At 61.2% G+C, this 26,978-nt stretch carries 26 protein-coding genes and 1 pseudogene; 18 read left to right on the forward strand and 9 right to left on the reverse strand.

Features of this window, described 5'->3' with window-relative positions; all coding sequences use genetic code 11:
- The 9 genes from R3175_RS10930 to R3175_RS10970 form a co-directional block, all read left to right on the forward strand.
- Positions 1-555 (forward strand): cbb3-type cytochrome c oxidase subunit I (locus R3175_RS10930; protein ID WP_318944309.1); only part of this gene is annotated, 555 nt, incomplete at its 5' end.
- Positions 556-572: 17 nt separating this feature from the next.
- Positions 573-1,181 (forward strand): cytochrome-c oxidase, cbb3-type subunit II, encoded by a 609-nt coding sequence (gene ccoO, locus R3175_RS10935; protein WP_318944310.1) that lies wholly within the window; start codon positions 573-575, stop codon positions 1,179-1,181.
- Between the two features lie 5 nt (positions 1,182-1,186).
- On the forward strand, positions 1,187-1,372 hold the full coding sequence (locus R3175_RS10940) for a cbb3-type cytochrome c oxidase subunit 3 (RefSeq protein WP_318944311.1): 186 nt from the start codon (positions 1,187-1,189) through the stop codon (positions 1,370-1,372).
- Positions 1,369-2,259, forward strand: coding sequence for a cytochrome-c oxidase, cbb3-type subunit III (gene ccoP / locus R3175_RS10945; RefSeq protein WP_318944312.1), 891 nt, complete (start codon positions 1,369-1,371; stop codon positions 2,257-2,259). Before R3175_RS10940 ends, ccoP begins: the two co-directional genes overlap by 4 nt.
- 128 nt (positions 2,260-2,387) lie before the next feature.
- A complete protein-coding gene (ccoG, locus tag R3175_RS10950; RefSeq protein ID WP_318944313.1) occupies positions 2,388-3,815 on the forward strand; it encodes a cytochrome c oxidase accessory protein CcoG in 1,428 nt (475 codons plus the stop codon).
- Between the two features lie 33 nt (positions 3,816-3,848).
- Positions 3,849-4,364, forward strand: a complete 516-nt coding sequence (locus tag R3175_RS10955) for a FixH family protein (RefSeq protein WP_318944314.1) — start codon at positions 3,849-3,851, stop codon at positions 4,362-4,364.
- Positions 4,361-6,811, forward strand: coding sequence for a heavy metal translocating P-type ATPase (locus R3175_RS10960; RefSeq protein ID WP_318944315.1), 2,451 nt, complete (start codon positions 4,361-4,363; stop codon positions 6,809-6,811). Before R3175_RS10955 ends, R3175_RS10960 begins: the two co-directional genes overlap by 4 nt.
- Positions 6,812-6,905: 94 nt before the next feature.
- Positions 6,906-7,127 (forward strand): cbb3-type cytochrome oxidase assembly protein CcoS, encoded by a 222-nt coding sequence (ccoS, locus tag R3175_RS10965; RefSeq protein ID WP_318944316.1) that lies wholly within the window; start codon positions 6,906-6,908, stop codon positions 7,125-7,127.
- Positions 7,127-7,810, forward strand: a complete 684-nt coding sequence (locus R3175_RS10970) for a sulfite exporter TauE/SafE family protein (RefSeq protein WP_318944317.1) — start codon at positions 7,127-7,129, stop codon at positions 7,808-7,810. Before ccoS ends, R3175_RS10970 begins: the two co-directional genes overlap by 1 nt.
- Positions 7,811-8,052: 242 nt before the next feature.
- On the opposite strand, the gene pgi is transcribed toward R3175_RS10970, so the two are convergent.
- From pgi to edd, 3 genes and pseudogenes are all read right to left on the reverse strand, one after another.
- The gene (pgi, locus tag R3175_RS10975; RefSeq protein ID WP_318944318.1) at positions 8,053-9,660 is read right to left on the reverse strand and encodes a glucose-6-phosphate isomerase; all 1,608 of its coding nucleotides are present in this window, start codon (positions 9,658-9,660) and stop codon (positions 8,053-8,055) included.
- Positions 9,661-9,765: 105 nt separating this feature from the next.
- Positions 9,766-10,464: pseudogene (locus R3175_RS10980) on the reverse strand (glucokinase).
- On the reverse strand, positions 10,461-12,281 hold the full coding sequence (gene edd / locus R3175_RS10985; protein WP_318944319.1) for a phosphogluconate dehydratase: 1,821 nt from the start codon (positions 12,279-12,281) through the stop codon (positions 10,461-10,463). The pseudogene R3175_RS10980 and the gene edd overlap by 4 nt, the downstream one beginning before the upstream one ends.
- Before the next feature lie 160 nt (positions 12,282-12,441).
- Between edd and gap the strand changes: the two genes are divergently transcribed.
- The 6 genes from gap to R3175_RS11015 all read left to right on the forward strand — a co-directional run bounded on the left by gap (position 12,442) and on the right by R3175_RS11015 (position 18,049).
- Entirely contained in the window at positions 12,442-13,446 is a 1,005-nt protein-coding gene (gene gap / locus R3175_RS10990; protein WP_318944320.1) for a type I glyceraldehyde-3-phosphate dehydrogenase, read from the forward strand.
- A 56-nt stretch (positions 13,447-13,502) separates the two neighbouring features.
- Positions 13,503-14,951 (forward strand): pyruvate kinase, encoded by a 1,449-nt coding sequence (pyk, locus tag R3175_RS10995; protein ID WP_318944321.1) that lies wholly within the window; start codon positions 13,503-13,505, stop codon positions 14,949-14,951.
- Between the two features lie 109 nt (positions 14,952-15,060).
- Positions 15,061-16,536 carry a glucose-6-phosphate dehydrogenase gene (zwf, locus tag R3175_RS11000; RefSeq protein ID WP_318944322.1) on the forward strand — a complete coding sequence of 492 codons (1,476 nt, stop codon included), beginning with the start codon at positions 15,061-15,063 and terminating at the stop codon, positions 16,534-16,536.
- Positions 16,523-16,705 carry a hypothetical protein gene (locus tag R3175_RS11005; protein WP_318944323.1) on the forward strand — a complete coding sequence of 61 codons (183 nt, stop codon included), beginning with the start codon at positions 16,523-16,525 and terminating at the stop codon, positions 16,703-16,705. Before zwf ends, R3175_RS11005 begins: the two co-directional genes overlap by 14 nt.
- A 139-nt stretch (positions 16,706-16,844) precedes the next feature.
- Positions 16,845-17,492 (forward strand): bifunctional 4-hydroxy-2-oxoglutarate aldolase/2-dehydro-3-deoxy-phosphogluconate aldolase, encoded by a 648-nt coding sequence (locus tag R3175_RS11010; protein WP_318944324.1) that lies wholly within the window; start codon positions 16,845-16,847, stop codon positions 17,490-17,492.
- Between the two features lie 374 nt (positions 17,493-17,866).
- Entirely contained in the window at positions 17,867-18,049 is a 183-nt protein-coding gene (locus R3175_RS11015; RefSeq protein ID WP_318944325.1) for a hypothetical protein, read from the forward strand.
- On the opposite strand, the gene ttcA is transcribed toward R3175_RS11015, so the two are convergent.
- The gene (gene ttcA / locus R3175_RS11020) at positions 18,046-18,933 is read right to left on the reverse strand and encodes a tRNA 2-thiocytidine(32) synthetase TtcA (RefSeq protein ID WP_318944416.1); all 888 of its coding nucleotides are present in this window, start codon (positions 18,931-18,933) and stop codon (positions 18,046-18,048) included. The two genes, R3175_RS11015 and ttcA, sit on opposite strands and share 4 nt — an antisense overlap.
- 117 nt (positions 18,934-19,050) lie before the next feature.
- Here ttcA and R3175_RS11025 point away from each other — a divergent pair, with 117 nt between their 5' ends.
- Genes R3175_RS11025 through R3175_RS11035 form a run of 3 tightly spaced genes read left to right on the forward strand, consistent with a single transcriptional unit; the run spans position 19,051 to position 21,460 of the window.
- Positions 19,051-19,695 (forward strand): TetR/AcrR family transcriptional regulator, encoded by a 645-nt coding sequence (locus R3175_RS11025; protein ID WP_318944326.1) that lies wholly within the window; start codon positions 19,051-19,053, stop codon positions 19,693-19,695.
- A gap of 40 nt (positions 19,696-19,735) precedes the next feature.
- Positions 19,736-20,395 (forward strand): DNA-J related domain-containing protein, encoded by a 660-nt coding sequence (locus R3175_RS11030; protein WP_318944327.1) that lies wholly within the window; start codon positions 19,736-19,738, stop codon positions 20,393-20,395.
- Positions 20,396-20,407: 12 nt separating this feature from the next.
- Entirely contained in the window at positions 20,408-21,460 is a 1,053-nt protein-coding gene (locus R3175_RS11035) for a polysaccharide deacetylase family protein (RefSeq protein ID WP_318944328.1), read from the forward strand.
- Positions 21,461-21,498: 38 nt separating this feature from the next.
- Here the strand turns inward: R3175_RS11035 and R3175_RS11040 are convergent, their stop codons facing one another.
- From R3175_RS11040 to R3175_RS11060, 5 genes are all read right to left on the reverse strand, one after another.
- Positions 21,499-22,524, reverse strand: a complete 1,026-nt coding sequence (locus R3175_RS11040) for a MalM family protein (protein WP_318944329.1) — start codon at positions 22,522-22,524, stop codon at positions 21,499-21,501.
- Between the two features lie 83 nt (positions 22,525-22,607).
- Positions 22,608-24,233, reverse strand: coding sequence for an OmpP1/FadL family transporter (locus R3175_RS11045; protein ID WP_318944330.1), 1,626 nt, complete (start codon positions 24,231-24,233; stop codon positions 22,608-22,610).
- Positions 24,234-24,270: 37 nt separating this feature from the next.
- Positions 24,271-25,281 carry a transporter gene (locus tag R3175_RS11050; protein WP_318944331.1) on the reverse strand — a complete coding sequence of 337 codons (1,011 nt, stop codon included), beginning with the start codon at positions 25,279-25,281 and terminating at the stop codon, positions 24,271-24,273.
- A 58-nt stretch (positions 25,282-25,339) separates the two neighbouring features.
- A complete protein-coding gene (locus tag R3175_RS11055) occupies positions 25,340-26,140 on the reverse strand; it encodes a C39 family peptidase (protein ID WP_318944332.1) in 801 nt (266 codons plus the stop codon).
- Between the two features lie 235 nt (positions 26,141-26,375).
- Positions 26,376-26,966 carry a DUF2238 domain-containing protein gene (locus R3175_RS11060; protein ID WP_318944333.1) on the reverse strand — a complete coding sequence of 197 codons (591 nt, stop codon included), beginning with the start codon at positions 26,964-26,966 and terminating at the stop codon, positions 26,376-26,378.
- Positions 26,967-26,978: the final 12 nt, after the last annotated feature.

Below are 26,978 nucleotides of genomic sequence, written 5' to 3' on the forward strand. Positions count from 1 at the left end.
ATGACCCTGTCCGGCGCCTGGCACAAACTGCGTACCGACCCGATCCTGCGGTTCCTGGTGGTGTCCCTGTCCTTTTACGGCATGTCCACCTTCGAAGGGCCGATGATGGCTATCAAGACCGTCAACGCTCTGTCCCACAACCCCGACTGGACCATCGGTCACGTCCACTCCGGTGCCCTGGGCTGGGTTGCCATGATCAGTATCGGCGCCATCTATCACCTGGTTCCCAAGCTGTGGGGCGTACGTGAGATGTACAGCACCGCGCTGATCAACCTGCACTTCTGGCTGGCCACCGTTGGTACCGTCCTGTACATCGTCGCCATGTGGGTCAACGGCATCATGCAGGGCCTGATGTGGCGTGCAGTCAACGCCGACGGCACCCTGACCTACAGCTTCGTGGAAGCCCTGGAGGCCTCCGGCCCGGGTTACTTCGTACGCTGGCTGGGCGGTGTCATCTTCGTCTCCGGCATGCTCGTAATGGCATACAACGTCCGTATGACCATCAAGCAAAAAGACGCTGTTGCCGCCGATAGCGCCGCGGCCCAGGCTGCCTGAGAGGAGTTGAGAGACCAATGAAACACGATATTGTTGAAAAGAATATCGGCCTGATGGCCGTGTTGATCCTCCTGGTCATCAGCAGCGGCTTCCTGGTAGAAGTTGTGCCCCTGTTCTTCCTGAAGGAGCCCAACGAGCCGGTGGAAGGCCTCGAGCCGCTGTCCGCCCTGGAACTGGAAGGCCGCGACATCTACATCCGCGAAGGCTGCCACGTCTGTCACACCCAGATGATCCGTCCGTTCCGGGCCGAGACCGAGCGCTACGGCCATTACTCCGTCGCCGGCGAGTACGTCTACGAGCACCCCTTCCTGTGGGGCTCCAAGCGCACCGGTCCGGATCTGGCACGGGTTGGCGGCCGCTACTCCGACGCCTGGCAGCGTATGCACCTGTTCGATCCGCGCAGTGTGGTTCCCGAGTCCAACATGCCGGCCTTCCCCTGGCTGTTCGAGAACAAGGTTGACCACACCGACACCGCCGCCAAGCTGAAGGTCATGCAGCGTCTGGGCGTGCCCTACACCGATGAGCAGATTGCCAACGCAGCTGCCGAGGTGGAAGGCAAGTACGAGATTGAAGCGCTGGTTGCCTATCTGCAACAGCTCGGCACAGTGATTTCAACCAAGCGGTGATCCCGATGGATATTAACGAGGTACGCGGTATACACACCCTGCTCGTCATGATTGCGTTTCTCGGCGTTTGCTGGTGGGCCTACAGCGCCCGCCGCAAGAAACCGAACGACGAGGCGGCCCACCTGCCCTTCGATGACGACGAGATCGATCGCCGTACCCTGGAAAAAGACAAGACGGAGAAGAAACAATGAGTACCTTCTGGAGCATTTGGATCAGCGCGATCGTGCTCGGTACCATCTTTGGTTGCTGGTGGCTGCTGGTGGCAACCCGTAAGGGCCAGACAACCGACACGGAAACCGACCGTACCACCGGCCATTCCTTTGATGGCATTGAAGAGTACGACAACCCGATGCCCAAGTGGTGGTACTACCTGTTCATCGCCACCTGTGTGTTCAGCCTGGGCTATCTGGCACTGTATCCGGGACTTGGCAACTTCAAGGGCCTGCTGGGCTGGACCCAGTACAACCAGTGGGAACAGGAAGTTCAGGTTGCCGAAGCCAAGTACAGTGAGATTTACGCCCAGTACGGCGATACCCCGATCGTGGAACTGGCCCAGGATGATGACGCCATGAAGATGGGTCAGCGCCTGTTCGCCAACAACTGCGCGGTGTGTCACGGTTCGGCGGGCCGAGGTTCCATCGGCTTCCCCAACCTGACCGATGATGACTGGTTGTACGGCGGTGAGCCGGACACCATCCTGCACACCATCACCCAGGGGCGTCAGGGTGCCATGCCGGCCAAGGGCATGATGCCGAACATGACCGCCGAGCAGGTGGACCAGGTCGTGAACTACGTGCTGAGCTTCAGTGACCGCGCCCAAAGCGAGGAAGCGGCCGAGGCCGGCAAGCAGATCTTCGGCCAGGCCTGTGCGGCCTGCCACGGCCAGGACGCGAAAGGCAACCAGGCCATGGGCGCGCCCAACCTGACCGACAACACCTGGCTCTATGGCAGCACCTACGACCGCATCAAGGAGACCGTCATGTACGGTCGCCAGAACCAGATGCCGGCCCAGGGCGGACGTCTGAGCGAAGATCAGATCCACATCCTCGCCGCGTACGTCTACAGCCTGTCGAACTAAAGCACCCGGACGCTGTCTTTGGGACAGCGTCCGAGTCTTTTGAACCCTGCGTCCGCCCCTCTCGGGCGCAGGCTTGAAAAGACTTGATGACGCCCCCCGGGGCGTTTTCCCCGTATTGGGAGGTAGTGATGAGCAGTCAGATACCGGTGAAACAGATCGACCCTAACCCTGACGCCTCCAATAACAACAAACCCGAGACCGTCGAACTCTACGCCAGCCGCAAGAAGATTTACGTCAAGGAAGTCAAAGGCCTGTTCCAGCGTATTCGCTTTTTCAGCCTGTTGGGCCTGATGGGTATGTACTTCCTGTTCTGCTGGATCACCGTCAACGGTCAACCGCTGATACATTTCGACCTGCCCGCCCGGGAATTCCACCTGTTTGGCGCCACCTTCTTCCCCAAGGACTTTATCCTGTTGTCCGGCATGCTGATCATTTCGGCGTTCGGCCTGTTCTTCGTCACCACCCTGTTTGGCCGGGTCTGGTGCGGCTATACCTGCCCGCAAACCGTGTGGACCTTTATCTTCATGTGGGTGGAGGAGCGCATTGAAGGCAGCCGCAACAAACGCATGAAGCTGGACAAGGCGCTCAACTCGCCGGAAAAGGTGATCAAGAAGTCCCTCAAACACGCCGCCTGGCTGGCCATTGCCTTGGCGACCGGTCTCACCTTCGTGGGCTACTTTTACCCCATTCGCGAGCTCGCGGTCGATCTCGTTACCTTCGACGCCAACGGCTGGGCCTACTTCTGGGTGGCGTTCTTTACCGTGGCGACGTACATGAACGCAGGCTGGATGCGGGAGCAGGTCTGCCTGTACATGTGCCCCTATGCCCGCTTCCAGTCGGTGATGTTCGACCCCAACACCCGGGTGGTGTCCTACGACCCGATTCGTGGTGAGCCCCGCGGGGGCCGCAAGAAGTCCGCCTCCAAGGAGGAACTGGGACTGGGTGACTGCATTGACTGCGGCCTCTGCGTTCAGGTCTGCCCTACCGGTATCGACATCCGTGATGGCCTGCAATATGAATGCATCGGTTGCGCCCTGTGCATCGACGCCTGTGACAGTGTCATGGACAAGATGAACTACCCCCGGGGGCTGATCCGCTATACCACCGAAAATGAACTCGAGGGCAAGACCTCGAAATTGCTACGGCCACGGACCTTCGGTTACGGCGCCGTGCTGGGCCTGATGATCGGCGCCATCGTCTTCACCCTGACAACGCGGGTGGCAGCGGAGCTGGATGTGCTGAGGGACCGGGGCGCCCTGTTCAACTATAACGGGCGGGGGTTGATCGAAAACTCCTACACCCTGAAAATCGCCAACCTCAGCGAAGTGCCCCAAACCTATCAGCTGTCGGTCACCGGCCTGGAGACCCTCAACCTGACCACCCGCAAGGAGGTCTCGGTGGACAGCGGTGAGCATCTGTCCGTGCCGGCGGTGGTGGAGGTGGATCCGGAAGTGATCACCGAGACCAACAACAGCATCACCTTCCGGTTGCATTCCCTCACGGACAATACCGTGACAGTGGAGACGGAAAGCCGATTTGTCGGCCCCAGCCAGTAATCCAGACAACGGTCCACCGTAAGAGAACCCAAGATGACTCAAGAAAACGCTGTAAGCCCCTGGTATCGCCAGCCCTGGTTCTGGTTCCTGTTGATCTTTCCGACCGCGGCGATCCTCTGGTGCGCGGTCATGATCACCGTGGCCATCAATACCGAAAACGCCATGGTGACCGACGACTACTCCAAGGAAGGTAAAGCCATCAACCTCGAGCTGGCACGGGATACCCGGGCCGCCGAACTGGGGCTGGTGGCCAACCTGGATTTTTCCGGACAGCAGGTCCAGGTGGTACTCACCAGCGATGCCGCCGACACCGCCTACCCGTACCTGGTGCTGCAGGTGTTCCACCCCACCCTGGAAGAGCGTGACCGTACCATCCAGCTCAGTCCGGTGTCGGAACAGGACTACGCTGGCCAGCTCCCCCGGGATATGGATGGCCGCTGGTACCTTGACCTGAGAGGTCCGGACAACGACTGGCGTCTCAAGGGTGAAATGACCCTGCCAGCTTCCACTCCGCTGGTGCTTGGGGCAGCTGCCGATAACGCCGGGTGAACGGTTTGGACTGTTTCCACTGCGGCGAGCCGGTGCTTGTCGAGCCTCCCATCACCCTGGAGCTGGACGGTCAGACCGAGTCGTTCTGCTGTTACGGCTGCCGGTCGGTCTGTGAGACCATCCACGCCGAAGGACTGACCGGCTTCTATCAGCACCGGACGGCCCCCGCCGTCACGCCGAAGGAGCTGACCGCCACCGAACTGGAGCAGCTGCGGGAGCTCGACCATCCGTTGTTGCAGAGATCGTTTGTGGTGCCGGTCAAGGCCGGCCAGGAAGCGCAGTTGCTGATTGAAGGCATTACCTGCGCTGCCTGTATCTGGCTACTGGAAAATCACCTGGCACAGCGACCCGGCGTCCTCTCCTTCTCCGTGAATCACTCCACTCAGCGGGCCCGGCTGGTGTGGGACCCGCAGCAGGCACAGTTGAGCGACCTGCTGATTGCCATCCAGGAACTGGGCTACCGCGCCAAACCCTATCGCGCCGATGAAGCCGAGCTGGCCTTGAAGGCGGAAAAGCGCAGTGCCCTGATTCGAATCTGTGTAGCCGGTGTTGGCACGGTGCAGAGCATGATGCTGGCCTTTCCCCTGTACTTCGGGCTGGTCAACGATCTTTCCCCCACTTTTATCCAGTTTTTCCGCTGGTTTAGCCTGCTGGTGGCGACACCCGTGGTGCTCTATAGTGCCCGGCCTTTCTTTCGCAATGCCCTGAGGGACCTGCGCAGCCGCCACCTGACCATGGACGTGCCGGTCGCCACGGCCATCGGGCTGGCGTACCTGGCCAGCATCTGGGTCACCGTAGTGGGTGGAGAAGAAGTGTATTTTGAATCCGTCTGCATGTTCACCTTCCTGCTGTCCCTGGGGCGCTACATTGAGATGCAGGCACGTTATCGTGCCGGGCTGACCGGCAACGCCCTGGCCGGCGTCTTGCCGTCTGTCGCCGCTCGGGTTACGGGCGATACCACCGAGCTGGTCGTCGCCCATGAGTTGCAAGCGGGCGAGACCGTGCGCGTGAAACCGGGTGACACCATTCCGGTGGACGGCGTGATCCTGTCCGGCCATTCCACCGTTAACGAGGCGGCCCTCACCGGCGAATACCTGCCCGAAACCCGTCATCCGGGCGACCGGGTCCACGCCGGCAGCATCAATGGTGAGAATCCACTCACTGTCCGTGTCGAGAGCAGCGGCGCTAAAACCCGGCTCTCCGGCATTCTGCGCATCCTGGACCGGGTCCAGGCGGAAAAACCACCGGTGGCCCGAACTGCCGACCGCATCGCCGGTGTCTTTGTCAGTCGAATCCTGATCCTGTCGCCCATCATCTGGCTGGGGTGGTGGCTCGCCGGCTCCGACCGGGCCTTCGACATCACCCTGTCGGTGCTGGTGGTAACCTGTCCCTGCGCCCTGTCCCTGGCCACGCCCACCGCCATCACCAGCGCTACCATGAAGCTGCGCAAGCTGGGGTTTCTGCCCAGCCGTGGGCACACCCTGGAATCCCTGAATGCCGTCGACACCGCCGTCTTCGACAAGACCGGCACCCTGACCCGGGGCGAGCTGTCGCTGTTGATGACCCGCAGCTTCTCCGAGTTCGGCGAAGGCCAGCTCCAGTCGCTGGCCGCGGGTCTGGAGCAGGCCTCCGAACACCCCATCGCCCAGGTATTCCGCCCCTTCCATCCGGCCACCGTGGAACAGCTACAGAACCATGTTGGGGGCGGTCTCACCGGTCGCTGGCAGGGCCGGACTGTGGCCATTGGCCATGCCAGGTTTGTGGCTCGGTACACCGGCGCGGGCCAACCGGACTTTGCAGACCAGCATGGCATGGTGATCTGGCTGGCGGACGAGGCCCGGTGGTTGGGCTGCTTCGTGCTCGACGACCAGCCCCGTGAGGATGCCGCCAGCACCGTTGCGGCCCTGCGCGAGCTGGGCATCCGCAGCGTCCTGCTCAGCGGCGACCGCTCGGGCCATGTGGCCCGCATTGCGCAACAGGTAGGCATCGACGAGGCCTTCGGGCAGTGCTCGCCGGAAGACAAGCTCGCCCGGCTGGAGCAGCTACGGCAACAGGGCCATCAGATCATGATGGTGGGCGACGGACTCAACGACCTGCCCTCCATGGCCGGGGCCGGGGTGTCGGTGGCGATGGGCAGTGCCGCCGACCTAACCCAGCTGCGGGCGGACGCGATCCTGCTGAACGGCCAACTGAAGACCCTGGTCCAAGCACTGACCACCGCCCGCGACACCCGCCGGGTGATTCGCCAGAACATGGGCTGGGCCCTGGGCTACAACCTCTGCGCCCTACCCCTGGCGGCCGCCGGTATGATCCCGCCCTGGCTGGCAGCTATCGGCATGGCGTCAAGCTCCCTGGTGGTGGTCCTCAATGCCCTGCGTCTGGGCCGGGCGGATCCTGTTTCCCGGGTTACTGAAGCCCAGGCGGGTATTGGGGTAGAATGCTCCTAAGGCGCGTAAAGCATACCCCGTGCGGTTCACTGAGCCGGCGTGGGTAACTGGGCCCACGTGGGTAACCGAGAGAGGTGCGAAAGTGAAAATTGTCATGATACTGGTCCCCGTCACCCTGATCCTGGTCGCGCTGGGTATCGTACTGTTTTCCTGGGCCGTGAAGAATGGTCAGTATGACGACCTGGAGGGGCCGGCCCATCGCATCCTGTACGACGATGACAAGGACCTGATCCCGGACGACGCCCGCCAGGACAAGGCGACGACCAGGGACTCCCGTAAATCCGCCAATCCCCCCGAAGACGACCGAAACGCCTGATGACCGGTGAGCTGTACCTCGGTTTTTCCAGCGCCTTCCTGATAGGCTTGCTGGGCAGCAGCCACTGCCTGGGGATGTGCGGTGGCATCAGCGCGTCCCTCTCCATGGCACTGCCGGTGGGCCCGGGCTTTCGGCTCCGCCAATCCGCCATGCTGTTTGCCTTCAACGGCGGCCGTATCGCCAGCTATGTCATGCTGGCTTCCCTCATTGCGGTATTCAGCACCGGCGCCGCCGATCGATGGGCCCAACTGGCACCGGTGCTGCGGACACTGGCTGGGGTCCTGCTGATCCTGATGGGGCTCTCCATGGGACAGTGGTGGCAGGGCATCCGTTACGTGGAAAAAGTCGGCGCGCCAATCTGGCAACGGCTCTCCCCGCTCACCCGCCGCTTCCTGCCGCTCCAGCATCCAGGCCAGGCCCTGGCCCTGGGCGCGCTGTGGGGCTGGCTTCCCTGTGGCCTGGTTTACAGTACCTTGGGCTGGGCGGCCCTGCAGCCCACAGTACCCATGGCGGCGGCCACCATGCTGTGCTTCGGCCTGGGCACCCTCCCAGCCATGCTCGCCACGGGCTACGCCGCCGCCAGCATCAAGCGGCTCCAGCAGCACCGGGGTTTCCGCCAGTTTACCGGCCTGCTACTGGTCGGTTTCGGGCTCTGGACCCTCCCCTTGCCTCGTCTGGTCTGACTACTGAGCATCGGCCCCACCGTTCGAAGCGTGTAAGCGCTATCGCCATGGCTTTTCGCGGCAGCGATTACAACCTGCCCCGAGCGCCCTGATACGCCCTGCCTCGGATGGTATCGATGGCCAGTCCGCCCGTTGACTGATTGGCTTCGGCCTGCGCCACCCACCTTGCTGGAAAGCAGGTCGATCAATGCTTCGCCAATCGATATGACCTTTCTCACGGTTATTCTCTCCGACGGGTGACCTTACGATTCTGGCTCACTTACCAGCACGTGCTGTTTCACGATGTCCATCAACCCCCGGGTGGAAGCGTCATAATCGGCGTTATTGACTTCAATGTTCCGGCTGATTTCGGTCGCCAGGCGCTTACCCAGTTGCACTCCCCACTGATCGAACGAGTTGATGTTCCAGATGGCCCCCTGCACAAACACCTTGTGTTCGTACAAGGCAATCAGGGCACCCAGGTTGCGGGGGCTGAGCTCGTCCAACAGCAGCACGTTGCTGGGACGGTTACCGGGGCAACTGGCGTAGCCCTTCAAATTGTCCTGGAGATCTCCATTCATGAAGGCATTCGCCTGGGCCAGCATGTTGGTCAACAGTGCAAAATGGTGCTCCTGGGTGTCGGCGTCGGCCTTGAGCGAGGCAATAAAGTCGGTGGGCACAAACCGAGTGCCCTGGTGCAGCAGCTGGAAGAACGCATGCTGGCCATTGGAGCCAGTCTGTCCCCACACAATCGGCCCGGTGGCACAACGAACCGGGTTGCCGGCGATGTCCACCGACTTGCCGTTGCTCTCCATGTCCAGTTGCTGGAGGAAGGCCGGTAGCTGGTGCAACGCCTGATCGTAAGGGATCACCGCCTGGGCCTCGGCGCCCAGGAAATTGATGTACCAGATGCCGACCGACGCCAGAATCACCGGTATGTTGCTGGCCAGCGGCGCCTCGAGAAAGTGCCGGTCCATCTCATAAGCACCCTCAAGCAATTCGTTAAAGCCTTCGAAACCAATGCTCAAGGCAATGGGCAGGCCGATAGACGACCAAAGCGAGTAGCGGCCGCCCACCCAGTCCCAGAACTCGAAAATGCCGTCCGGATGGATACCAAAATCCAGGGCAGCCTGCCTGTTCGTCGACACGGCGATGAAGTGCTGGCCAATGTGTTCATCGCCACTGCCCGTCCTGTCCTGGAACCAGCGCTTGGCACTGTTGGCGTTGAGCAGGGTCTCCTGGGTCGAGAAGGTCTTGGTGGACACGATAAACAGCGTCTCTTCCGGGTCCAGGTTCTTCAGTACCTTCTTGAGGTGCCGGCCATCGACATTGGAGATGAAATGCAAACCCAGGTCGGGGTGCTTGTAGTCGAGCAGCGCCCGGCACACCATGCTGGGCCCCAGGTCCGACCCACCGGTGCCAACATTGACGACGTTGCGTATCTTCTTGCCGGTATACCCGAGCCACCGGCCCTCCCGAACCCGGTTGCTGAAATCCTCAATCCTGGCCAGGCTGGCCCGGACAGCAGGCATGACGTCTTCACCATTGACCAGCACCGGCTCCTCCCCCCGATGCCGCAACGCCGTGTGCAATACCGGGCGCTTCTCGGTGACGTTGATGTCAGCCCCGGAAAACATCCGCTCACGACGCTCCAGCAGCGGTGAATCCTCCGCCAGTTGCAGCAGGGACGACAGGACCTCGTCCGAGATCCGGTTCTTCGAGTAGTCCAGGAACAGCCCGCCGAGCCGCAGGCTCATCTTGTCGAACCGCGCCGGATCGGTCTGGAAGTAATCCGCAATCCGGTCCTGCCGTGTCGTGACAGCCAGTTCGTCCAGTCTTTTCCAGTGCACGGATTGATCAGGCTCGTACATAGTGTTCTCTCACGTCTTTTATTATTCAGACTCATTCAGAAAGATTGATGCGGTAGCAGCGCCGACAATAAGCCGAGGGACTCCCACTGCTCCACGGTATCCGGACTACACCTCCGGATTTCGCAACGCCTCGGCGGCGCCCAGCAGCCCGGTGTATTTCTCGGTGACCACAAACACCGGCGTGGCTTCCAGCAACGGCCGCATGCGGCCCTTGTCCTCAAAGCCGTGCTGAAAATTGCTTTCGAGGAAGAAATGCAGGAACCGGGGCAGGATGCCGAGACTGGCCACTTCCAAATCGTCCGTGGGCGCATAGTCGACGTGTCCGCCTTCGGTCATTAACGGTAGCCGGCCGGTGTTGGTGGGAATCAGTCCGGAGACCCCCATACCGGTGCCCGGCCCCATTACCAGACGGGGTCGCGCCGGATTGCCCTCGCCCCCGCACACCGCCACCAGCCTGTCTTCCGTGACATGCAGTACGCCCAAGGCCATGGCGGTAAAGTCATTGATGACCTTGAACGCCGTCCAGCCGAACTGCTGCCGCACAACCTCACTGTCGAACCGCCAATGGTTATTGGTCATTCTCACTTGGGTGCCCCGAACGGGGGAGGCCACGGCCAGACAGGCTTCTTCCACCTGGGCGACGCCGGTCCGTGCCAGGTAGTCCCTGATCGCGTCGTCCAGGTTGGTAGTCGTTGCCGGCCAACACTTCGATACTGCCCAGTGCCACCTCCCCGGTCTTCACCAGGGCCAGGCGGCATTGGTCCCGCCGATGTCCCCGACCAGGGCATAGTCTGCTGTCTTCATGCGTCGTGATTCCAGAAAAAACTTGCCCCCTGTTCCGGGTTGCTCGCCGTGCGGCGCATCCAGCCAAACAGCTCCCGGCCCAATCCGGTGTGATGGTGTGACAGGTCCGCGCCGGCGGGTTGCCGATCCGCCAGCTCCTCCTCCGACACCAACACGGTCAACTCCCCCCTGTCCGCATCCAGCCGAATCCGGTCGCCCTTGCGCACACGCGACAGTGGTCCACCATCGAGGGCTTCAGGATACACATGAATGGCCGCGGGTACCTTGCCGGAGGCACCGGACATCCGGCCGTCTGTCACCAGGGCCACGCGATACCCTCTATCCTGCAACACGCCCAGGTAGGGGGTCAGCTTGTGCAACTCCGGCATGCCGTTGGCCCTGGGCCCCTGAAAGCGAACCACTACCACGCAGTCACGGTCCAGCTCGCCGGCGTCAAACGCTGCCGCCAGTTCATTCTGGTCGTCAAAGACCACCGCCGGCGCTTCCACCACACGATGCTCCCGAGCCACCGCGGACACCTTGATAACACCTCGCCCCAGGTTGCCGTCGAGCACCTTGAGACCGCCATCGGGCGCGAATGGCTCCGCCACCGGAGTCAGTACCGCCGGGTTCAGGGACTCCTTGACCGCCGCCGACCAGGTCAACTTGCCCGCCTCCAGCGTTGGCACCTGCGCGTAGCGCTCCAGACCAAAGCCGGCCACGGTGTTGACCTCATTGTGCAGGTAGCCGCCGTCCAACAGCTCGCGAATCAGGAACGGGGTACCGCCGGCTTCCTGGAAGGCATTGATATCCGCTTGGCCGTTTGGGTAGATCCGGGTCAGGGAGGGCACCACCGATGACAGCTCGGCGTAGTCGTTCCAGTCAATGAGTATACCGGCAGCACGGGCAATGGCGATCCAGTGCATGGTGTGATTGGTGGATCCGCCGGTGGCCAACAGGGCCACCAGGGCATTGACGATGGTTTTCTCATCCACCATGTCCGCCAGGCCAAAGTCACCACCGTTGGGCTGGGACAGACGAATGACCTGTTCGGTCGCGGCCCGGGTCAGCTCATCCCGTAACGGCGTGTTGGGGTGAACGAAAGCGGCGCCGGGCAGGTGCAGCCCCATCACCTCCACCAACAGCTGGTTACTGTTGGCGGTGCCGTAGAAGGTACACGTACCCGGGCTGTGGTAGGAGCGGCTTTCCGACTCCAGAAGCTCATCCCTACCCACCTTGCCTTCGGCGTACAGCTGGCGGATACGCTGCTTTTCCTTGTTGGGCAACCCCGATGGCATGGGGCCGGCCGGAATCAGGATGGCCGGCAGGTGACCGTAGCTCAAGGCACCGATCAACAGCCCCGGCACGATCTTGTCGCAGATTCCCAACAACACCGTGGCGTCGAACATATTGTGGCTCAGCGCAACCGCTGTGCTCAGGGCAATCACGTCGCGGGAGAACAGGCTGAGCTCCATTCCCGGTTGCCCCTGAGTCACGCCGTCGCACATGGCAGGGGTGCCGCCGGCAAACTGGGCCACCGAGCCCATGCCGTGGGCCGCTTCGCGAATGAGAGCGGGATAGTCGCCGTAGGGCTGGTGAGCGGACAACATATCGTTATACGCCGAGACAATGGCGACATTCGCCCGATTCATCAACGTCAGGGTGTCCTTCTCCGCCTGGGGGCAGGCGGCAAACCCATGGGCAAGGTTGCCACAGGACAGGGTGGCCCGCTGGGGACCCTGGCGTTTCAGGTCGTTCATCCGCGCCAGGTAATCCCGGCGGATGCCTCGGCTTCTCTCAACGATTCGGTTCGTCACCTTGGTAACCGTTGGGTTCATCGACTTCTCCTCAAAACGGTGCGGGTGGTTGTTGGCGGCGACGTAGTAATATTACGTTCTTTTTTTATTTTCTTCACCACCGGCAGTTCATTTTTTTGGGTTTTGTTGATACATTTACTACATAAAACAAGAAACCCACCCTGGACACGGGAGCTTGAACATGACAATTCGCATTGCAATCAATGGCTTCGGGCGAATCGGCCGAAACACCCTACGGGCACTTTATGAAAATAACTACCGCGACCGCCTCCAGGTCGTGGCCATCAACGACCTCGGAGATCCCGCCGCCAACGCCCACCTGCTGAAATACGACAGCGTTCATGGCCGCTTTAACGGAACCGTCAGCAACGATTCAGAATCCCTGAGCGTTAACGGCGATCGCATCTCGATCAGCGCCATTCGCAATCCGGACGACCTGCCCTGGAAAGACCTCCAGGTCGACGTGGTGCTCGAGTGTACCGGCCTGTTCACCGCCCGCAGCAAGGCAGAAGCCCACCTCAGGGCGGGCGCCAACAAGGTCATCGTCTCCGCCCCCTCGACCGATGCAGACGCCACCGTGGTCTACGGAGTCAATCACAATGTACTGACTGCCGACCATCAGATCATCTCCAACGCGTCATGCACCACCAACTGCCTGGCTCCCATAGCCGAAGCACTGCACAACGCCGTGGGCATCGAGAGCGGACTGATGACCACCATCCACTCCTACACCAACGACCAGAAGCTGAGCGACGTTTACCACTCCGACCTCTACCGGGCTCGCTCGGCCACCCAGTCGATGATTCCCACCAAAACCGGAGCGGCTGCCGCCATCGGCAAGGTCATTCCCGAGCTGAACGGCAAGCTTGATGGACTGGCTGTACGGGTGCCCACCATCAACGTTTCCCTGGTGGACTTCAGCTTCATTGCCGGCAGGGCCACCTCCACGGACGAGATCAACCGGATTGTCCAGCAGGCCGCTGACGGCAGCCCGGTCCTGGGCTACAACGATGAGCCCCTGGTCAGCGTCGATTTCAACCACAGCCCGCTCTCCAGCGTGTTCGATGCCAACCACACCCGAGTCATCGGCGCTCAGGTCAAGGTCATGGCCTGGTACGACAACGAATGGGGTTTCTCCAACCGTATGCTCGATAACGCGATCGCGTTGATGGACGCCCGCAAGTAATCGGGCGTCCCGTTTCTTTCTGCCGACTTCAACCTTGAACTCCATAGGACAACACCATGTTACGGCGCACTAAAATCGTGGCGACCCTGGGTCCAGCCATCGATGCCCCCGATACGCTCGCCGCAATCATTGCCGCCGGCGTGAACGTCACCCGTCTGAATTTTTCCCATGGCAGCGCCAAAGAGCACTGCGACCGGGCCCGCCAGGTCCGGGAAACTGCCGCCGCCCAAAACCGGCATGTGGCGCTGCTGGCCGACCTGCAGGGGCCCAAACTCAGAATTGCTCGCTTTGCCCACAACAAAGTGACGCTGACAACCGGCCAGACCTTCGTGCTCGATGCCGCGATGGACAAAAACGCCGGCGATGAACACGCCGTCGGCATCGATTACGAACAGCTCATTGACGACGTTGAACCTGGCGACATCCTGGTACTCGACGACGGCCGCATTGAAATGGAGGTGACCGCCGTCGACCAGCGTCGCATCACTTCCAGGGTGCTCATCGGCGGCCCCCTGTCCAACAACAAGGGGCTCAACAAACGCGGCGGCGGCCTCTCCGCCGATGCCCTGACCGACAAGGACATCAACGACATCGCCGTTGCCGCCGAACTGGAAGCGGACTACGTGGCAGTCTCCTTCGTGCGCACCGCCGAGGACCTTCACACCGCCCGCAAACTGCTCCAACAGGCCGGCTCCCAGGCCCGGATTGTGGCCAAGATCGAACGGGCCGAGCTGGCCCACGATCCTGCCGCCCTGGACGCCGTCATCGAAGCCTCCGACGCCGTCATGGTGGCCCGCGGCGATCTCGCGGTAGAAATCGGCGACGCCGAGCTGGTGGGGGTGCAGAAGCACATCATCGCCCGTGCCCGCGCCCTCAACAAAGTGGTCATTACCGCCACCCAGATGATGGAATCGATGATCGACAATCCCATGCCTACCCGGGCGGAGGTGTCCGACGTCGCCAATGCGGTGATGGACTGTACCGATGCGGTGATGCTCTCGGCCGAAACCGCCGTGGGCGACTATCCGCGCCAGGCGGTGGAGGCCATGGTGCGCATTTGCCTGGGCGCGGAGAAACACCCGTCGATGCACCAATCCAAGCACCGCATTCACGAGAGCATGGCCCACGTTGACGAGGCGATTGCCCTGTCCGCCATGTACGCCGCCAATCATCTGGACTCTGTGTCCGCCATCATCTGCATGACCGAAACCGGTGCCACGCCCCTGTTGATGTCCCGCATCAAGTCCAGTCTGCCGATCTACGCCTTTTCCCGCCGATCCGAGACCCAGAACCGGGTGGCGCTGTATCGGGGCGTCCAGACCGTGCCCTTCGATGCCAATGCCCTGCCCCACGACCAGACCAATGCGCTGGCGGTTGCGCAGTTGGTCGAATGTGGAGCGGTGTCCGAAGGCGACCTGGTTATTATCACCAAGGGCGACTACGTCAACGCCCAGGGCGGCACCAACACCCTAAAAATCGTCCGCGTCGGGCAGCCTATCCGCTAACGGGACGATCGTAACCACAGGGGACGCCAGGCGCGAACGCCTTAACACTTATGAAAATTTACAACGAATGACCGGGTGCTTCCGTCACTCGCCCGTAGAGATGAAAACCATGGTCGACGAAATCAGAACACCTTGTGACTTGATTCTTTTTGGTGCGCTGGGGGACCTGGCCCAGCGAAAACTCTTCCCCGCCCTGTATCAACTGGAGCGCGCCGGGCTGCTGGATGCCAGCAGTCGAATTCTGGCGCTGGCCCGCAAACAGGCGTCGGCCGACGACATGCGGGGCCAACTGACGGATCTGTTACGACAGCGCCTGCCGGAATCTGACATCGACGAGGCAGTGCTCGATTCCTTTGTCCAGAAACTGGATTACCAGTATCTCGACTTTTCAGATCCGGACGGTTTTGCGGCGCTGACCGAATGGCGTCAAGGACGAGACGCCAACCTGATCGTGTACATGGCAACGCCGCCATCCATGTACGGCTATATCGCAAGAAACCTGCGGGACGCCGGATGCTGTACCGACAGCACACGGGTGGTGGTCGAGAAACCCATCGGTCATGACCTGGAGAGCTCTCGCGTGATCAACGACCAGTTGGCGGAGGTGTTCAGCGAGCAGCAGCTGTACCGGATCGATCACTACCTCGGCAAGGAAACGGTCCAGAACCTGATTGCCCTGCGCTTCGCCAACAACCTGTTCGCTTCCCAGTGGGACCAGAACCACATTTCCCATGTTGAAATCACCGTGGCCGAAAGCGTAGGCATTGAAGGGCGCTGGGGTTACTTTGATCGGGCCGGCCAGGTACGGGACATGGTGCAAAACCACTTGTTGCAACTGCTCTGCCTAATCGCCATGGACCCGCCCTCCGACCTCTCGGCGGACAGTATCCGCGACGAGAAGGTCAAGGTGCTGAAGGCACTGCGACCGATCACACCGGACCTGATGGCGACCCATCTGGTGCGGGGACAATACACCGCCGGCACCAGCAACGGTCAACCGGTACCGGGTTACCTGGATGAAGAAGACGCGGTGGCGAACTCCACCACCGAAACTTTTGTCGCCCTCAAGGCCGAAATAGACAACTGGCGCTGGTCCGGTGTGCCGTTCTACATCCGCACGGGCAAGCGCCTGCCGGAGAAGCTTTCCCAGATCGTCATCCATTTCAAGCCGGCGCCTCACTACATCTTCGATTCCGACCAGAAACACCTGGCCAACAACAAACTCATCATCCGGCTGCAGCCGGACGAAGGCATGTCCTTGAATATCCTCACCAAGGACCAGGGGCTGGACAAGGGCATGAGGTTGCGCCAGGGGCCGCTTGAACTCACCTTTTCCGAGGCGTTTGGCAACGACCGCATTCCGGATGCCTATGAACGGCTGTTGTGGGAGGTGATGAAAGGCAACCAATATCTGTTCGTCCGCCGGGACGAGGTGGAGTTCGCCTGGCGCTGGGTCGATCAGGTGATCCGCAACTGGCAGGACTACGGCTCACATCCCAAGCGCTATGCCGCCGGCACCTGGGGCCCGGTAGCCTCCGTGGCCATGATCACCCGGGATGGCAGGAGTTGGTATGAAGATGTTTGAGCTCAGTCTGCCGGATGGGGTGGAGGCCGTCGCCGCCCCGGAGGCCGACGGGTTGGCCGTTCGGTTAGCCAATTCCGGCGCCACCCCCGAGGAAGCGCTGTTTCGCATCGAACAGGGACTGGACGCGGTGGCCTGGCCCCTCGACAGGCCGGACATACCCCGCTCCTGATCCAGGGGACCGGCAAGGTCGAGGCGCTTCGCGCGGCCTGCGAGGATCTGGACGACGTATTGACGATGCCGGTGTGGGCGTTTCTGAAACCCGGGTTGCAGGTGTACTGGAGCCCTTGAGCAGCGTATTGGGAGAACGAATGATGGGTGTATCAAAGTACCAGCAGGAGCGAATCGAGCAGGTAATGGCCGCCAGCCCGTTGGTGCCGGTGATCACCGTCCACAAGCCGGAGCATGCCCTGCCGCTGGCCGAGGCGCTGGTGGAAGGCGGCATCCGGGTGCTGGAAGTCACCCTGCGAACCGAGCACGGGCTGGCCGCCATCGAACAGCTGCGCTCCGCCTTACCCGATGCCTGGGTCGGTGCCGGCACCGTGACCAGCGTCGAGCAATATCGCGCGGTCGAGCGGGCGGGGGCGCAGTTCGTCATCACCCCGGGGGTGACCGAGGCCGTCCTGGAACACGGTGCGACATCGCAGGCCCCGCTGTTGCCGGGCATAGCGACGATTTCCGAGCTGATGATGGGGTATGCCCTGGGCTATCGCGCGTTCAAGTTCTTTCCGGCGGAAGTGTCCGGAGGAAAGGCAGCCCTGAAGGCGTTTGCCGGTCCGTTTGCCGACGTCCTGTTCTGTCCCACCGGCGGCATTCGCCAGGACACCGCGAAGGATTACCTGGCCCTGGCCAATGTCCAGGCCGTGGGCGGAACCTGGCTCACACCGGCTGAGGCGTTGGAACAGGGAGATTGGTCAAGGATCTCAACACTGGCCAGGGAGAGTCTGGCGCTCTTGTAACCGGGAAGGTCGCCAGCGATTCCGCCCCGGTGGTGGAATCGTTGGATAACCGGAGCAACGGGCTCCCCCTCCAGGAAAACCCCGCCGAGGCCTGACGGGGCCTCCCCCATGCCTCAAACCTAACGACCTGAAAAATACCTCCTCCACCTACACCCCAGCTCCGCCTGACGACTCCCCCCCTAAAAGATTGCCAACGGAGGATGTCCAGCCTGGCGACCTTAGGGAATATGGTGGCAGCTTTCCCCAATACCTGATTGGCCGAAGCTTAATGTATGGATAGCGGTCGCCTGGAAGGGGCATCCATAGAGTCACGCCGGCCGGGCCAGTCCGTATCCTTGGCACTCAATAACGACAACAAGCACAGGACACAGATGATGCAAAACACCTATCACCTTTTCCCTCGCAAACTCCCCCTGACGGCAGCGGTGACCGCCGCTGTACTGGCAACGCCCGCCCTGGCCATAGATTTCCATGGTTACGCTCGGGCCGGCGCCTCCACCAACCTGGGCAGTGGCGGCAAACAATCCTTTCCTAACCTGTGGCGGAAGGTCCGCTAGAGGTTCAGGATATCCACCCGACCGTAATCCGGCGTGGCGCTGTCGGAGGGCTCGACCGGATCAGGGCCGGCGTTCTTCAGGGTGTTATTGCGGAAATCGAACAGCGAGGTGTCCGCCAGGTGGGAGGGCTCGACGTTGCAGATAGCCCGGAACATGGTTTCCAGGCGACCCGGATGCTGTTTGTCCCAGCTTTGCAGCATGTCCTTGATCACCTGACGTTGCAGGTTCTCCTGGGAACCGCACAGGTTGCAGGGAATGATGGGGAACGCCCTCAAGGACGCATACTTGGCGATGTCCTTCTCCCGACAGTAGGCCAGCGGTCGAATCACGGTATTACGGCCGTCGTCACTGTGGAGCATCGGGGGCATGGTTTTCAGCTTGCCACCGTAGAACATGTTGAGGAACAGCGTTTCCATCAGGTCGTCCCGGTGATGGCCCAACGCAATCTTGGTAACTCCGTGTTCTTCTGCAAAATTGTAGAGAATTCCTCGGCGTAGGCGCGAACAAAGGCCACAGGTGGTCTTCCCTTCCGGCACTTTTTCTTTGACAATACTATAGGTATCTTTTTCGATGATGTGATACTCAATACCGAGCCTGGCCAGGTACTCCGGCAACACCTCTTCCGGGAACCCGGGTTGTTTCTGGTCCAGGTTCACCGCAATCAGCTCGAAGGACACCGGAGCACTTTTCTGCAGGTTGAGCAGTATGTCCAGCATGGCATAGGAATCTTTGCCGCCGCTCAGGCAGCACATGACCTTGTCGCCGGCTTCAATCATGGAGAAATCTGCAATGGCCTGCCCCACTTCCCGGCGCAGGCGCTTCTGGAGCTTGTTGAGTTCGAGCTTCTGTTTCCGGGCCGCCTCTGCCGATTGCGGCTCGGGCATTGAGGTTGTGGAATCGTCGTCAGACACAGTCATTACATCAGGCATACATGCTACATTTAATAAGTCAGTGAACGGGGCATTATACTCGGGCCTGAAATCCAAGGACAGGATACAGTTATGGATATACTGGAAACCCGCCATCGCCCGTTGGGTAAGCGGGAACGCAACCGCATCAACAACCGCAAGGCCATTCTGGAAGCTGCGCGTACCTGTTTTCGCGAGAAAGGTTTCGAGAACACCACCATTCGCGACATCGTGCGCCAGACCCGGCTGGCTGCGGGCACCTTCTACAACTACTTTGCCAGCAAGGAAGACATTTTTGTTGCCCTGCTGACGGACTTTCTCAATCACCAGAACGAGGCTCTCAGTCAGATTCGGCGGACCTCCGACACCACAGAGGAGTTCATCGAGTCGACCTACCTGGCGCTGTTCCGTTCCACGGCGGAGGATCCGCTGGTGTATGAACTGGCGCACCGCAACGACCAGGCCATCAAGAAGCTGTTTGGTTCCGGTATCATGGGTCTGGCGATGCTGACCCTGGAGGACGATGTCCGAGATGCGATCGACCGTGGTCTGCTCCCGCCGGTCGACATCGATTACCTCTGTGCGGCCTTCTTCGGAGTCGCCCTGGAGCTGTCGGTGAAGGTGGCGCGTCGCGCCAGCGACAACCCGGAGGCGGCGGAGCTGGAATCACGCAGGGCAGCCCGGTTTGCCTCGCGCCTGTTCCTGGGGGGGCTGGAACGCATGGCAGAGGTTTCCTGACGGCTCGCTGTCCAGTACCCTGTCAGCCATGACCAGCCAAATGCCGTACCCAGAGCGCCCAAGCCCGGAGCCCTCTCAACCCGGGGATCCCTCGGAGCTGATCCAATTGCTGTTGGTCGCCATTGAACGCGTGCTGCGGGACCATCCGGCGGGCGTCTCGGAGCTGACCCTGATCAAGACGTTGCAGGCGCCGCCCTGGCGCCTGCTGGGGCCCGTGGACTACTCCGAGCCAGCCAGGCTATACCCGGTCCACTTTCTGGTGTTTCACGCCCTGTACCGGCTGCGCGATCAGCTCGCCGAGCAGGGCGAATCCCTGACCATTTCGCCCTTGAACACCAAGTTGTGCGCCACAGAAGTGATTGCGGGCAAGGGCCTGCCGGATGCGCCGGACAAGCTCCGTGCTTTTTACCTCGATCTGAGCCAGTACCGCATGCCGGAGGAACTCATCACACGGATGATGGACGATTTCTGGGCTGGCCGGAGCGGCGGGCGGCTGGATTCAACCGAACTCCTGGAGGCAGCCCGGACGCTGGGACTCGATGCCGTTCCCGAACGCCTGGACACCGTCAAACGCCAGTTTCGGCGAGCGGTAATGAAGGCCCACCCGGACCGCGGCGGTGATACCCGCCGGATTCAGGCCCTCAATGAAGCCTTTGCCCTGCTGAAAGCCCACTTCCAGGCTACCACCAGTGCAGTTTGAACCCGCTACACCATGAGCCGACTTACCCGCCCCCCGATCCGAACCTTAGCCGCGCTCTGCATAGCCGCGTGGCTGGCAATCGCCACGCCACTGCACGCCGATCTGGTCATTTTGCAGTACCATCATGTCAGCGACGCCACACCGCCGTCCACCAGCACCAGTCGATCGTTGTTCCAGGCCCAGCTTGACCTGATCGCCGCCCAGCGGCTTGAGGTGGTGGCGCTGGATGAAGGGACCCGAGCCGCCATTCGGGGAGACCTGACGAACCGTCAGCAGATCGCCATCACCTTCGACGACGCCTACAGTTCGGTGCTCAGCCATGCCGCCCCCCGGTTACTGGAACGGGGCTGGCCATTCACGGTCTTTGTGAATACCGACGCCGTCGGCAGGCAGGGCTACATGAACTGGCAGCAGCTGACGGAGCTGGCCGCCAAACCCGGTGTACTCATTGCCAATCACAGTGCCGACCACGGCCACCTGGTCCGCCGTCCGGGAGAAGCCCACGCAGACTGGCGACGACGGGCCAGCAACAGCCTGGATCGGGCGCAGAACGCCCTGCAACGCCACCTTGGCGACGCCCCTCCACTGTTTGCCTATCCCTACGGCGAGTTCAGCGCCGAACTGGAGCAACTGCTGGAGGGGCGAGGCTGGTTCGGTTTCGGCCAACACTCCGGTGCGGTGGGGCCAACCAGTGCCGCCACCCGGTTACCGCGCTTTCCCATGGCCAATACCTACGGTCAACTGGCCACCCTCGGCGACAAGCTCCACAGCCGGGCGTTCCCCGTGGAGGCCGCGTCGCTGCCCGACGGCGTGCTGGAGCAGAACCCACCCACCCTGACCCTGCAGCTGCCGGGTGCCCTCTCCCACCACCACATGAGCTGTTTCGCTTCGGGCCAGGGCCGCATTGAGACCCGGTGGGATGAGCAATCCCGGCAACTGACGGTGACCGCGCCCCAGCCCTTCCACAGCCGCCGGTTTCGGTATAACTGCACCCATCCAACTGAAAACGGCCATTATTTCTGGTTGTCCCAGCCCTGGCTGGACCAGGCGCAAGCGCCTGATTGAGATCCCGGGAACAGGTCCGCACTGGGCGCAACGGGCGATCAGTCCGGGTTCATACTCAAGCCGATCAGCCCGGTCTGGCGATGGGGGATGACTCTGGGGCGGGGGCCCTCCTCGACCACGGTTTGACTGTTCACGTCGCTGTCGCGGGTATACAGCAGCAACCAGCGCTCCCCCCGGGCGGGGAACACCGGCAGGTAGGCCTGCAGGTAACCGTGACTGTGCCAGGACTCCGGGGCGTAGGGTGCAACCAGATCGGTGACGATCCGTATCGGGGTAAGGCTGTCATCAAGAAACGCCAACGACGGCACAAACAGCCCATCGCGGCTGAAGGACCGCAGCCGCAAGACAAAACTGGCCGGTAACCGGTCCGCCGGCAGGTGGATCAGACGGTAGGGGCTGGTGCCGGTCACAAATTCGTGGGTGGGGGCCTGGTGGTCGATGGTTACCGAGAATTCCCGCCCTGATTGCCATTCCTGCACCTGAATCAGCCCCAGGCCTTCACAACACCGGGCGCTCCACTGCTGGAAGTAGCCCTGCGCGGGAATCTCGATGCCGAGCACCCCAAAGGCTTCGGGGAGCGCGTCCGGGTTTGGCAATGCGGGCTGCCGATCGGTGCGGTGGTAGACGCTGGCCGGTGTCAACGCTACCGGCGGCTCGACCTTGCCCTGGGCAACCAGGGACCGGGTGTCCGGTTGGTAATAGCTGACCCGGATGTTGCCTTGGGCATCCCGCCAGGTGAAGTACGGCTGCGGATCGCCATCCCGGACAAAGCCAGCAGCCGCCAGCTCATTGCCATCCGGGTAGTTCGCCAGGCTGTATTCCTCATGCTCCGGCTCAGTGGGCTCTCCCGGCGCCGGGATCTCCGCGGCGACCTCGTCGATGGGACGAGTGTCTTCAGGTGGCTGCGGTTCGGTGCGAATCTGGGTCTGGCGCACCCGGCCCTGCTCATCCACCCAGGTAAAATAATCGACTTCACCTTGCCGCGGATCCGCCGACTGGCAACCGGCCAGCATTGTCATCATCAGCGGCAGGCATCCCAGCCACACACCTCGGCGCCACGCCATATCAAATCTGCCCTGTCATCAAACCCGCCAATACCCTACCAGAACTTTGCCCGTCAGTACTTTGTGCGACAGTACGTTGTTCGTCAAAACTTGGTCCGGAAGCTGAGACCGGCCATCACCACCCGCAGGGAGGTTTTGATGTCCAGACCGGCATAAGGGTTGTAGATGATGTTGGTAATGTTGTCACAGTTGACGTTACAACTGCTGTCCGCCGGGATGGTCTCGATCGAATGAAGGTAGCTGAGGTTCATATCGATCTCGGTGTCCTTGTCCCAGCGGTAGCCCATTCCGACACTGTACAGGTTGGCCCCGCCGAACGGCGCCATCACCTGGCGCTGATCATCAGGGATCACTGAATCCCGGATTTCTACCCCCGCACGCAAATCAAGGCGCGAGGAGGCGTGAAACTCCATGCCGAACGCCCAGTTCCACTGATCCTTGAAGCCCAGGGGCAGGCGTAACGAACTGGCGGTGGCATTGTCCGGCGACAGGATGCGGGCGGCATTAAGGAATTCCAGGTTCCGGTCAAACTGGAACACAAACGCATCCCACTGCTTGTAGTCGGTCCAGCCCACGTCGACGTTCAGGGTCAGCTTGGGGTGGACATCAACGCTGATCCCGGTCTGGAAATGCTGCGGGTATACCAGATCCATGCTGACATTGCCGGCTTCCCTGGGCGCGCCCGATGGCAGGCTCAGGATCGCCGAGGTGATGGCGCCGATCACCGAGCCGTTCAGCCGTTGCCAGAAGCCGGACCAGTCATCGGTGTACTCGATCTCAAAGGTGCCCTTGAGGTTCATGTCCGCTTCGGAGGTGTAACTGGCCCCCCAGCTGAACCAGTCCGTCGGCTCCCACATCACCCCCAGGGCATAGGTCGGGGACAGGGTTTCCTGAACGTCGATGTTGAGGGCCCCAATGTCGTCCCAGGGCCCCACATTACCACCACACAGGGCAATCCACGGCTGTAGCGGTTCGTTGCCCGACTCGCAGTTGAACGCCGTCTGCAGAATTTCCGCCACCCCCAGCAACATATTGGGGGCACGCATAAACTGGTCTGCCGCGATCCCCATATGGGACAGGTGAATCCCCAGGCCGACCGCCCATTCGTCGTTGATCTCGTAGGCCACGGTTGGGGACAGATAGGTGGTCCGCTGCATTGAGGTGGCCCGCGGTTGGTAACGCCCGGGATCGTCCCCGTCCCGGTAGAAACCGGCCGCCATGGGCAGGTAGAAGGCGTTACCGAAGGTGAGCTTGGACCCCGGCCGCTTGATGCTGACCCCGGCCGAAGGGACGAGGGCCGGCCCCGGCGGCAGCCGCAATATGCCGTAGCCCGGCACATACACCGCCACGTTGTTGGTGTGGCTGTGAGAGTTGGCCACCGGGTCCCGCTGCTCCCCGGTGCTGGGATCAGTCTCCAGGCCATCGATACCGAAAATCTCGTAGCCATCCGGCGCGTGAAAATCGGCATCAATGTCCAGGTAAACACTTGTCAGGTTTACCTCGAGTTGCCGGTCGTCCAGCTTGCTCAGCCCGGCGGGGTTGTAATGGATGGCCATCACGCCCGGGGGATCTGCCGTCACGGCGTTCCCCAGTGCCAGGGCTTTAGGGTGGATGGTGAGGTTCTGCGCCAACTGCGCCTGAGCGCCGCAGGAGACGGCCGAAGCCACCATCAACCCGAGTATCCGTTTTTTGTGGCTCAGCTTTGCCATGCGATTATTCCCTTCCCAAATGCGCCATCAACCCGTTTCAGTCTTTCAGGCCGGAGAAATTGATGGGCAGGGACAAGCCCAGGGAAAAATCCGGGGCATCTTCGGTCAAGCCGATTCCCAGGCTGGTATTGACGATCGTGGTGTCGCTAACGCGGGTGCCGAGGGACATGCTGAGGAAGCCGGTAACCTGGTCCTGGGCCACCGCTTCTGAGCCGTCGCTGAAGGACAACACGGTTTCGTCGCTGTAACTCACCTGGGCGGAGACGCTCAGGGAGATATCGTAGGACAGGGAATAGGCAAAACCGGCGGAACCGGAGAGACCAAAGCCGGGCTCCACCTTCTCCAGCAGCCGCGCACCCCGCACCTGATTGAGGTCGTCCGCGGGAAAGTTGTAGGACAGACTGGTGGAGCCGAAGATCACCACCGGGTCCAACACCTTGGACAGGCTCGCGCCCCCCGACACCGTGTAATAACCACTGCCGGTGGACAGTTCCCGCTTGATGTCGATTTCGTAGGGGCTGACCCCGGTCTTGCTGGAGAGGGTTCCGAACAGCGTCGTGCTCATTTTGCCCGGTACGTAGGCCAATGGCTGCCATCGGGCGGTGAAGGAAATGTCCCCGAAGTCGTACACGTTCAACTCGTCCTGGGTGTCGTACTTGACCACCAGGGGAATCCGGGTTCCGACGGTCAGGTTATCCAGCAGGCCGTAGTCGTAGGAAAAGGCGTTGGTGAAACTGTGGGTGGCAGACGGCACGACGTCCAGGTTCTGCACGCTGCCGCCAGTGATCGACAGGTCCAGGCGCTGATCCCCGGTGTAAGAGTAATCCAGGGAGTAATTGAGTGAATGGCTGCCCTTTTTCTGCAGTGAATAGTTCTTTTCAGCGGCCTGGAACACTTCTTCCAGTTGCTGGGAGGCGTCTTCGTCCCCCTCCTGCTGGGCCAGGGCCTCCCTGGCCCTGTCCACACTGTCCTCCTGGGCGGCCGCCAAGGCGGGTAACAAGCCGACCACGGAACCAAGGACACATCCTCGCACGAACCAACGATTCATCCCAACTCCCTACTTTTTACTTATATTTGGTTCTAAGGCCCGGGTCTGGATGCCGGGCTTAATTACGACGGTAATGAAGCTGTTTGCGGGTATTCTCCACCGTGCCGTCGGGATTGTTCTTCTGCTGTTCCAGCAAGTTCTGGATTCGCCGCTCTGTGGCCTCATGAAACACGGGGATCTGCTGCTGTGCCAGCAGCGTCATGGTCTGGTCGTCCACAAAGCGCAGGTCCTCCTCTTTAAGTTCCAGGGCGTCGAACGGCTGCTCGCTGCCCGGGAACACAATGAACAGAACGTTATCGTCCCACTTCTCCTCAAACTGGCTGAGGGTGAACGAAATGTTTCCCACCGAGGGATCGGCAAGGTACACCCGACCATCCCGAATGGTCCGCAGCACCACGAAGTGTTTGAACCCCGCATGGTGAATCGGAACGATGGCCGGATGGTCCAGATCAACCAGGTCGTCAATGGTGGCGCGGAACCCCCCTGACGGATACCCCAGTGCGGTGACCAGCCGCTTCATGTCGAGCATGGAGAAGGCCCGGCGCTCGACAATCCGCTCACTCTCCCCGTAGTGAAGCAACCCCTCCATCACCTGGCGCTCGGTCAGGTTTCGCCCCAGGTAGTAGGCCAGCACGGTGGTCAGGGCCGCACTGCCACAGCTGTAGTCGTAAGCCTGGCGGACGATGTTCCGGTAGCGCTGCTCCACCAGCGGCTCAACGACCACATCAGTGCGCAAGTCGATCGGGCTGGCATCCACATCCTGTTCGATGATCACCACACCCCGTTCATGCGGTTCGACGACGGTGGCCTCCTGCACCATTGCAAAGGTCATGATGGATCCAGCCAGCACCAGCAGCATGATTAAACGGGTTCCTATCTGGTTGTTGTTCCAAGGTGAATGGATTGGGTCGATTGCCTGGGCGCTTATTGTTCTTCACCAGTCCCGGCTATTCGCCAGCCCGAATACGTCCGGTTACATCCTGTTACGGTACGATACCGGATAACCTGGATGCTGAAAGATAACTGTGCCTCAAATCTACCCCGGCATAAGGGGCCGTGAGGCCAGAATGTGAGAACTGGTTCAACGCAAAACTCTACAACGCAACGAGCTGACGGTTGTGGATACGGGACAGCACCAGCAACGCCAGTATTGCACCGGCCAACGCAAAAGCCATGTCGGATTGGGTATCCCAGACATAGCCCTGGGTGCCGAGGAAAGCATCGGCCGCTTCCTTACTGGCCAGGGCCACCCACCACTCGATCAATTCATAGAACGCGCTCAGGGCGAGACAGAGGCAGACAATGAAGAAATGAGCCCAGGCACGGCTCTGGAAGACCCCGAGTCGCAGCACCACTTCCCGGGCAATCAGCGCAGGCACAAAACCCTGGGCAAAATGGCCCAGCTTATCGTAGTTATTCCGATCGCCGCCGGTGAGATCCCGAATCACATCGAACAGGGGTACTTCAGCGTAGGTGTAGTGGCCGCCCACCATCAGGATGATGGCGTGCACGAGAATCAGTTGATAAACCAACGGGGTCAACGGGAAACGACGATAGTTCGCTGCCAACACGACGAAGCCGATGATCGCCGGTAACACTTCGAGCAACCAGGTTGCCCGGTCCTTGGGCTGGATGCCGGACCAGATCAGTACCGACAAGAAAACCACCACCCATAGATACCTCATGGTCGCCCTTCC

The sequence above is a fragment of the Marinobacter sp. genome (genome assembly GCF_033722735.1).
Taxonomy (GTDB): Bacteria; Pseudomonadota; Gammaproteobacteria; order Pseudomonadales; family Oleiphilaceae; genus Marinobacter.

Excerpts from the sequence above, each read along its gene's own strand:
- R3175_RS11055 (WP_318944332.1), bottom strand. The coding sequence starts at position 26,140 with ATGCTGCTGGTGCTGGCTGGATCCATCATGACCTTTGCAATGGTGCAG.
- pgi (WP_318944318.1), bottom strand. The coding sequence starts at position 9,660 with ATGTACGAGCCTGATCAATCCGTGCACTGGAAAAGACTGGACGAACTG.
- gap (WP_318944320.1), top strand. The coding sequence starts at position 12,442 with ATGACAATTCGCATTGCAATCAATGGCTTCGGGCGAATCGGCCGAAAC.
- R3175_RS11045 (WP_318944330.1), bottom strand. The coding sequence starts at position 24,233 with ATGGCAAAGCTGAGCCACAAAAAACGGATACTCGGGTTGATGGTGGCT.
- R3175_RS11035 (WP_318944328.1), top strand. The coding sequence starts at position 20,408 with ATGAGCCGACTTACCCGCCCCCCGATCCGAACCTTAGCCGCGCTCTGC.
- ccoS (WP_318944316.1), top strand. The coding sequence starts at position 6,906 with ATGATACTGGTCCCCGTCACCCTGATCCTGGTCGCGCTGGGTATCGTA.
- ccoO (WP_318944310.1), top strand. The coding sequence starts at position 573 with ATGAAACACGATATTGTTGAAAAGAATATCGGCCTGATGGCCGTGTTG.
- ccoP (WP_318944312.1), top strand. The coding sequence starts at position 1,369 with ATGAGTACCTTCTGGAGCATTTGGATCAGCGCGATCGTGCTCGGTACC.
- R3175_RS11060 (WP_318944333.1), bottom strand. The coding sequence starts at position 26,966 with ATGAGGTATCTATGGGTGGTGGTTTTCTTGTCGGTACTGATCTGGTCC.
- R3175_RS11030 (WP_318944327.1), top strand. The coding sequence starts at position 19,736 with ATGCCGTACCCAGAGCGCCCAAGCCCGGAGCCCTCTCAACCCGGGGAT.
- R3175_RS11010 (WP_318944324.1), top strand. The coding sequence starts at position 16,845 with ATGATGGGTGTATCAAAGTACCAGCAGGAGCGAATCGAGCAGGTAATG.
- ttcA (WP_318944416.1), bottom strand. The coding sequence starts at position 18,933 with ATGCCCGAGCCGCAATCGGCAGAGGCGGCCCGGAAACAGAAGCTCGAA.
- edd (WP_318944319.1), bottom strand. The coding sequence starts at position 12,281 with ATGAACCCAACGGTTACCAAGGTGACGAACCGAATCGTTGAGAGAAGC.
- R3175_RS10940 (WP_318944311.1), top strand. The coding sequence starts at position 1,187 with ATGGATATTAACGAGGTACGCGGTATACACACCCTGCTCGTCATGATT.
- R3175_RS10970 (WP_318944317.1), top strand. The coding sequence starts at position 7,127 with ATGACCGGTGAGCTGTACCTCGGTTTTTCCAGCGCCTTCCTGATAGGC.
- R3175_RS11025 (WP_318944326.1), top strand. The coding sequence starts at position 19,051 with ATGGATATACTGGAAACCCGCCATCGCCCGTTGGGTAAGCGGGAACGC.
- pyk (WP_318944321.1), top strand. The coding sequence starts at position 13,503 with ATGTTACGGCGCACTAAAATCGTGGCGACCCTGGGTCCAGCCATCGAT.
- zwf (WP_318944322.1), top strand. The coding sequence starts at position 15,061 with ATGGTCGACGAAATCAGAACACCTTGTGACTTGATTCTTTTTGGTGCG.
- R3175_RS11050 (WP_318944331.1), bottom strand. The coding sequence starts at position 25,281 with ATGAATCGTTGGTTCGTGCGAGGATGTGTCCTTGGTTCCGTGGTCGGC.
- R3175_RS10955 (WP_318944314.1), top strand. The coding sequence starts at position 3,849 with ATGACTCAAGAAAACGCTGTAAGCCCCTGGTATCGCCAGCCCTGGTTC.
- ccoG (WP_318944313.1), top strand. The coding sequence starts at position 2,388 with ATGAGCAGTCAGATACCGGTGAAACAGATCGACCCTAACCCTGACGCC.
- R3175_RS11015 (WP_318944325.1), top strand. The coding sequence starts at position 17,867 with ATGCAAAACACCTATCACCTTTTCCCTCGCAAACTCCCCCTGACGGCA.
- R3175_RS11005 (WP_318944323.1), top strand. The coding sequence starts at position 16,523 with ATGAAGATGTTTGAGCTCAGTCTGCCGGATGGGGTGGAGGCCGTCGCC.
- R3175_RS11040 (WP_318944329.1), bottom strand. The coding sequence starts at position 22,524 with ATGGCGTGGCGCCGAGGTGTGTGGCTGGGATGCCTGCCGCTGATGATG.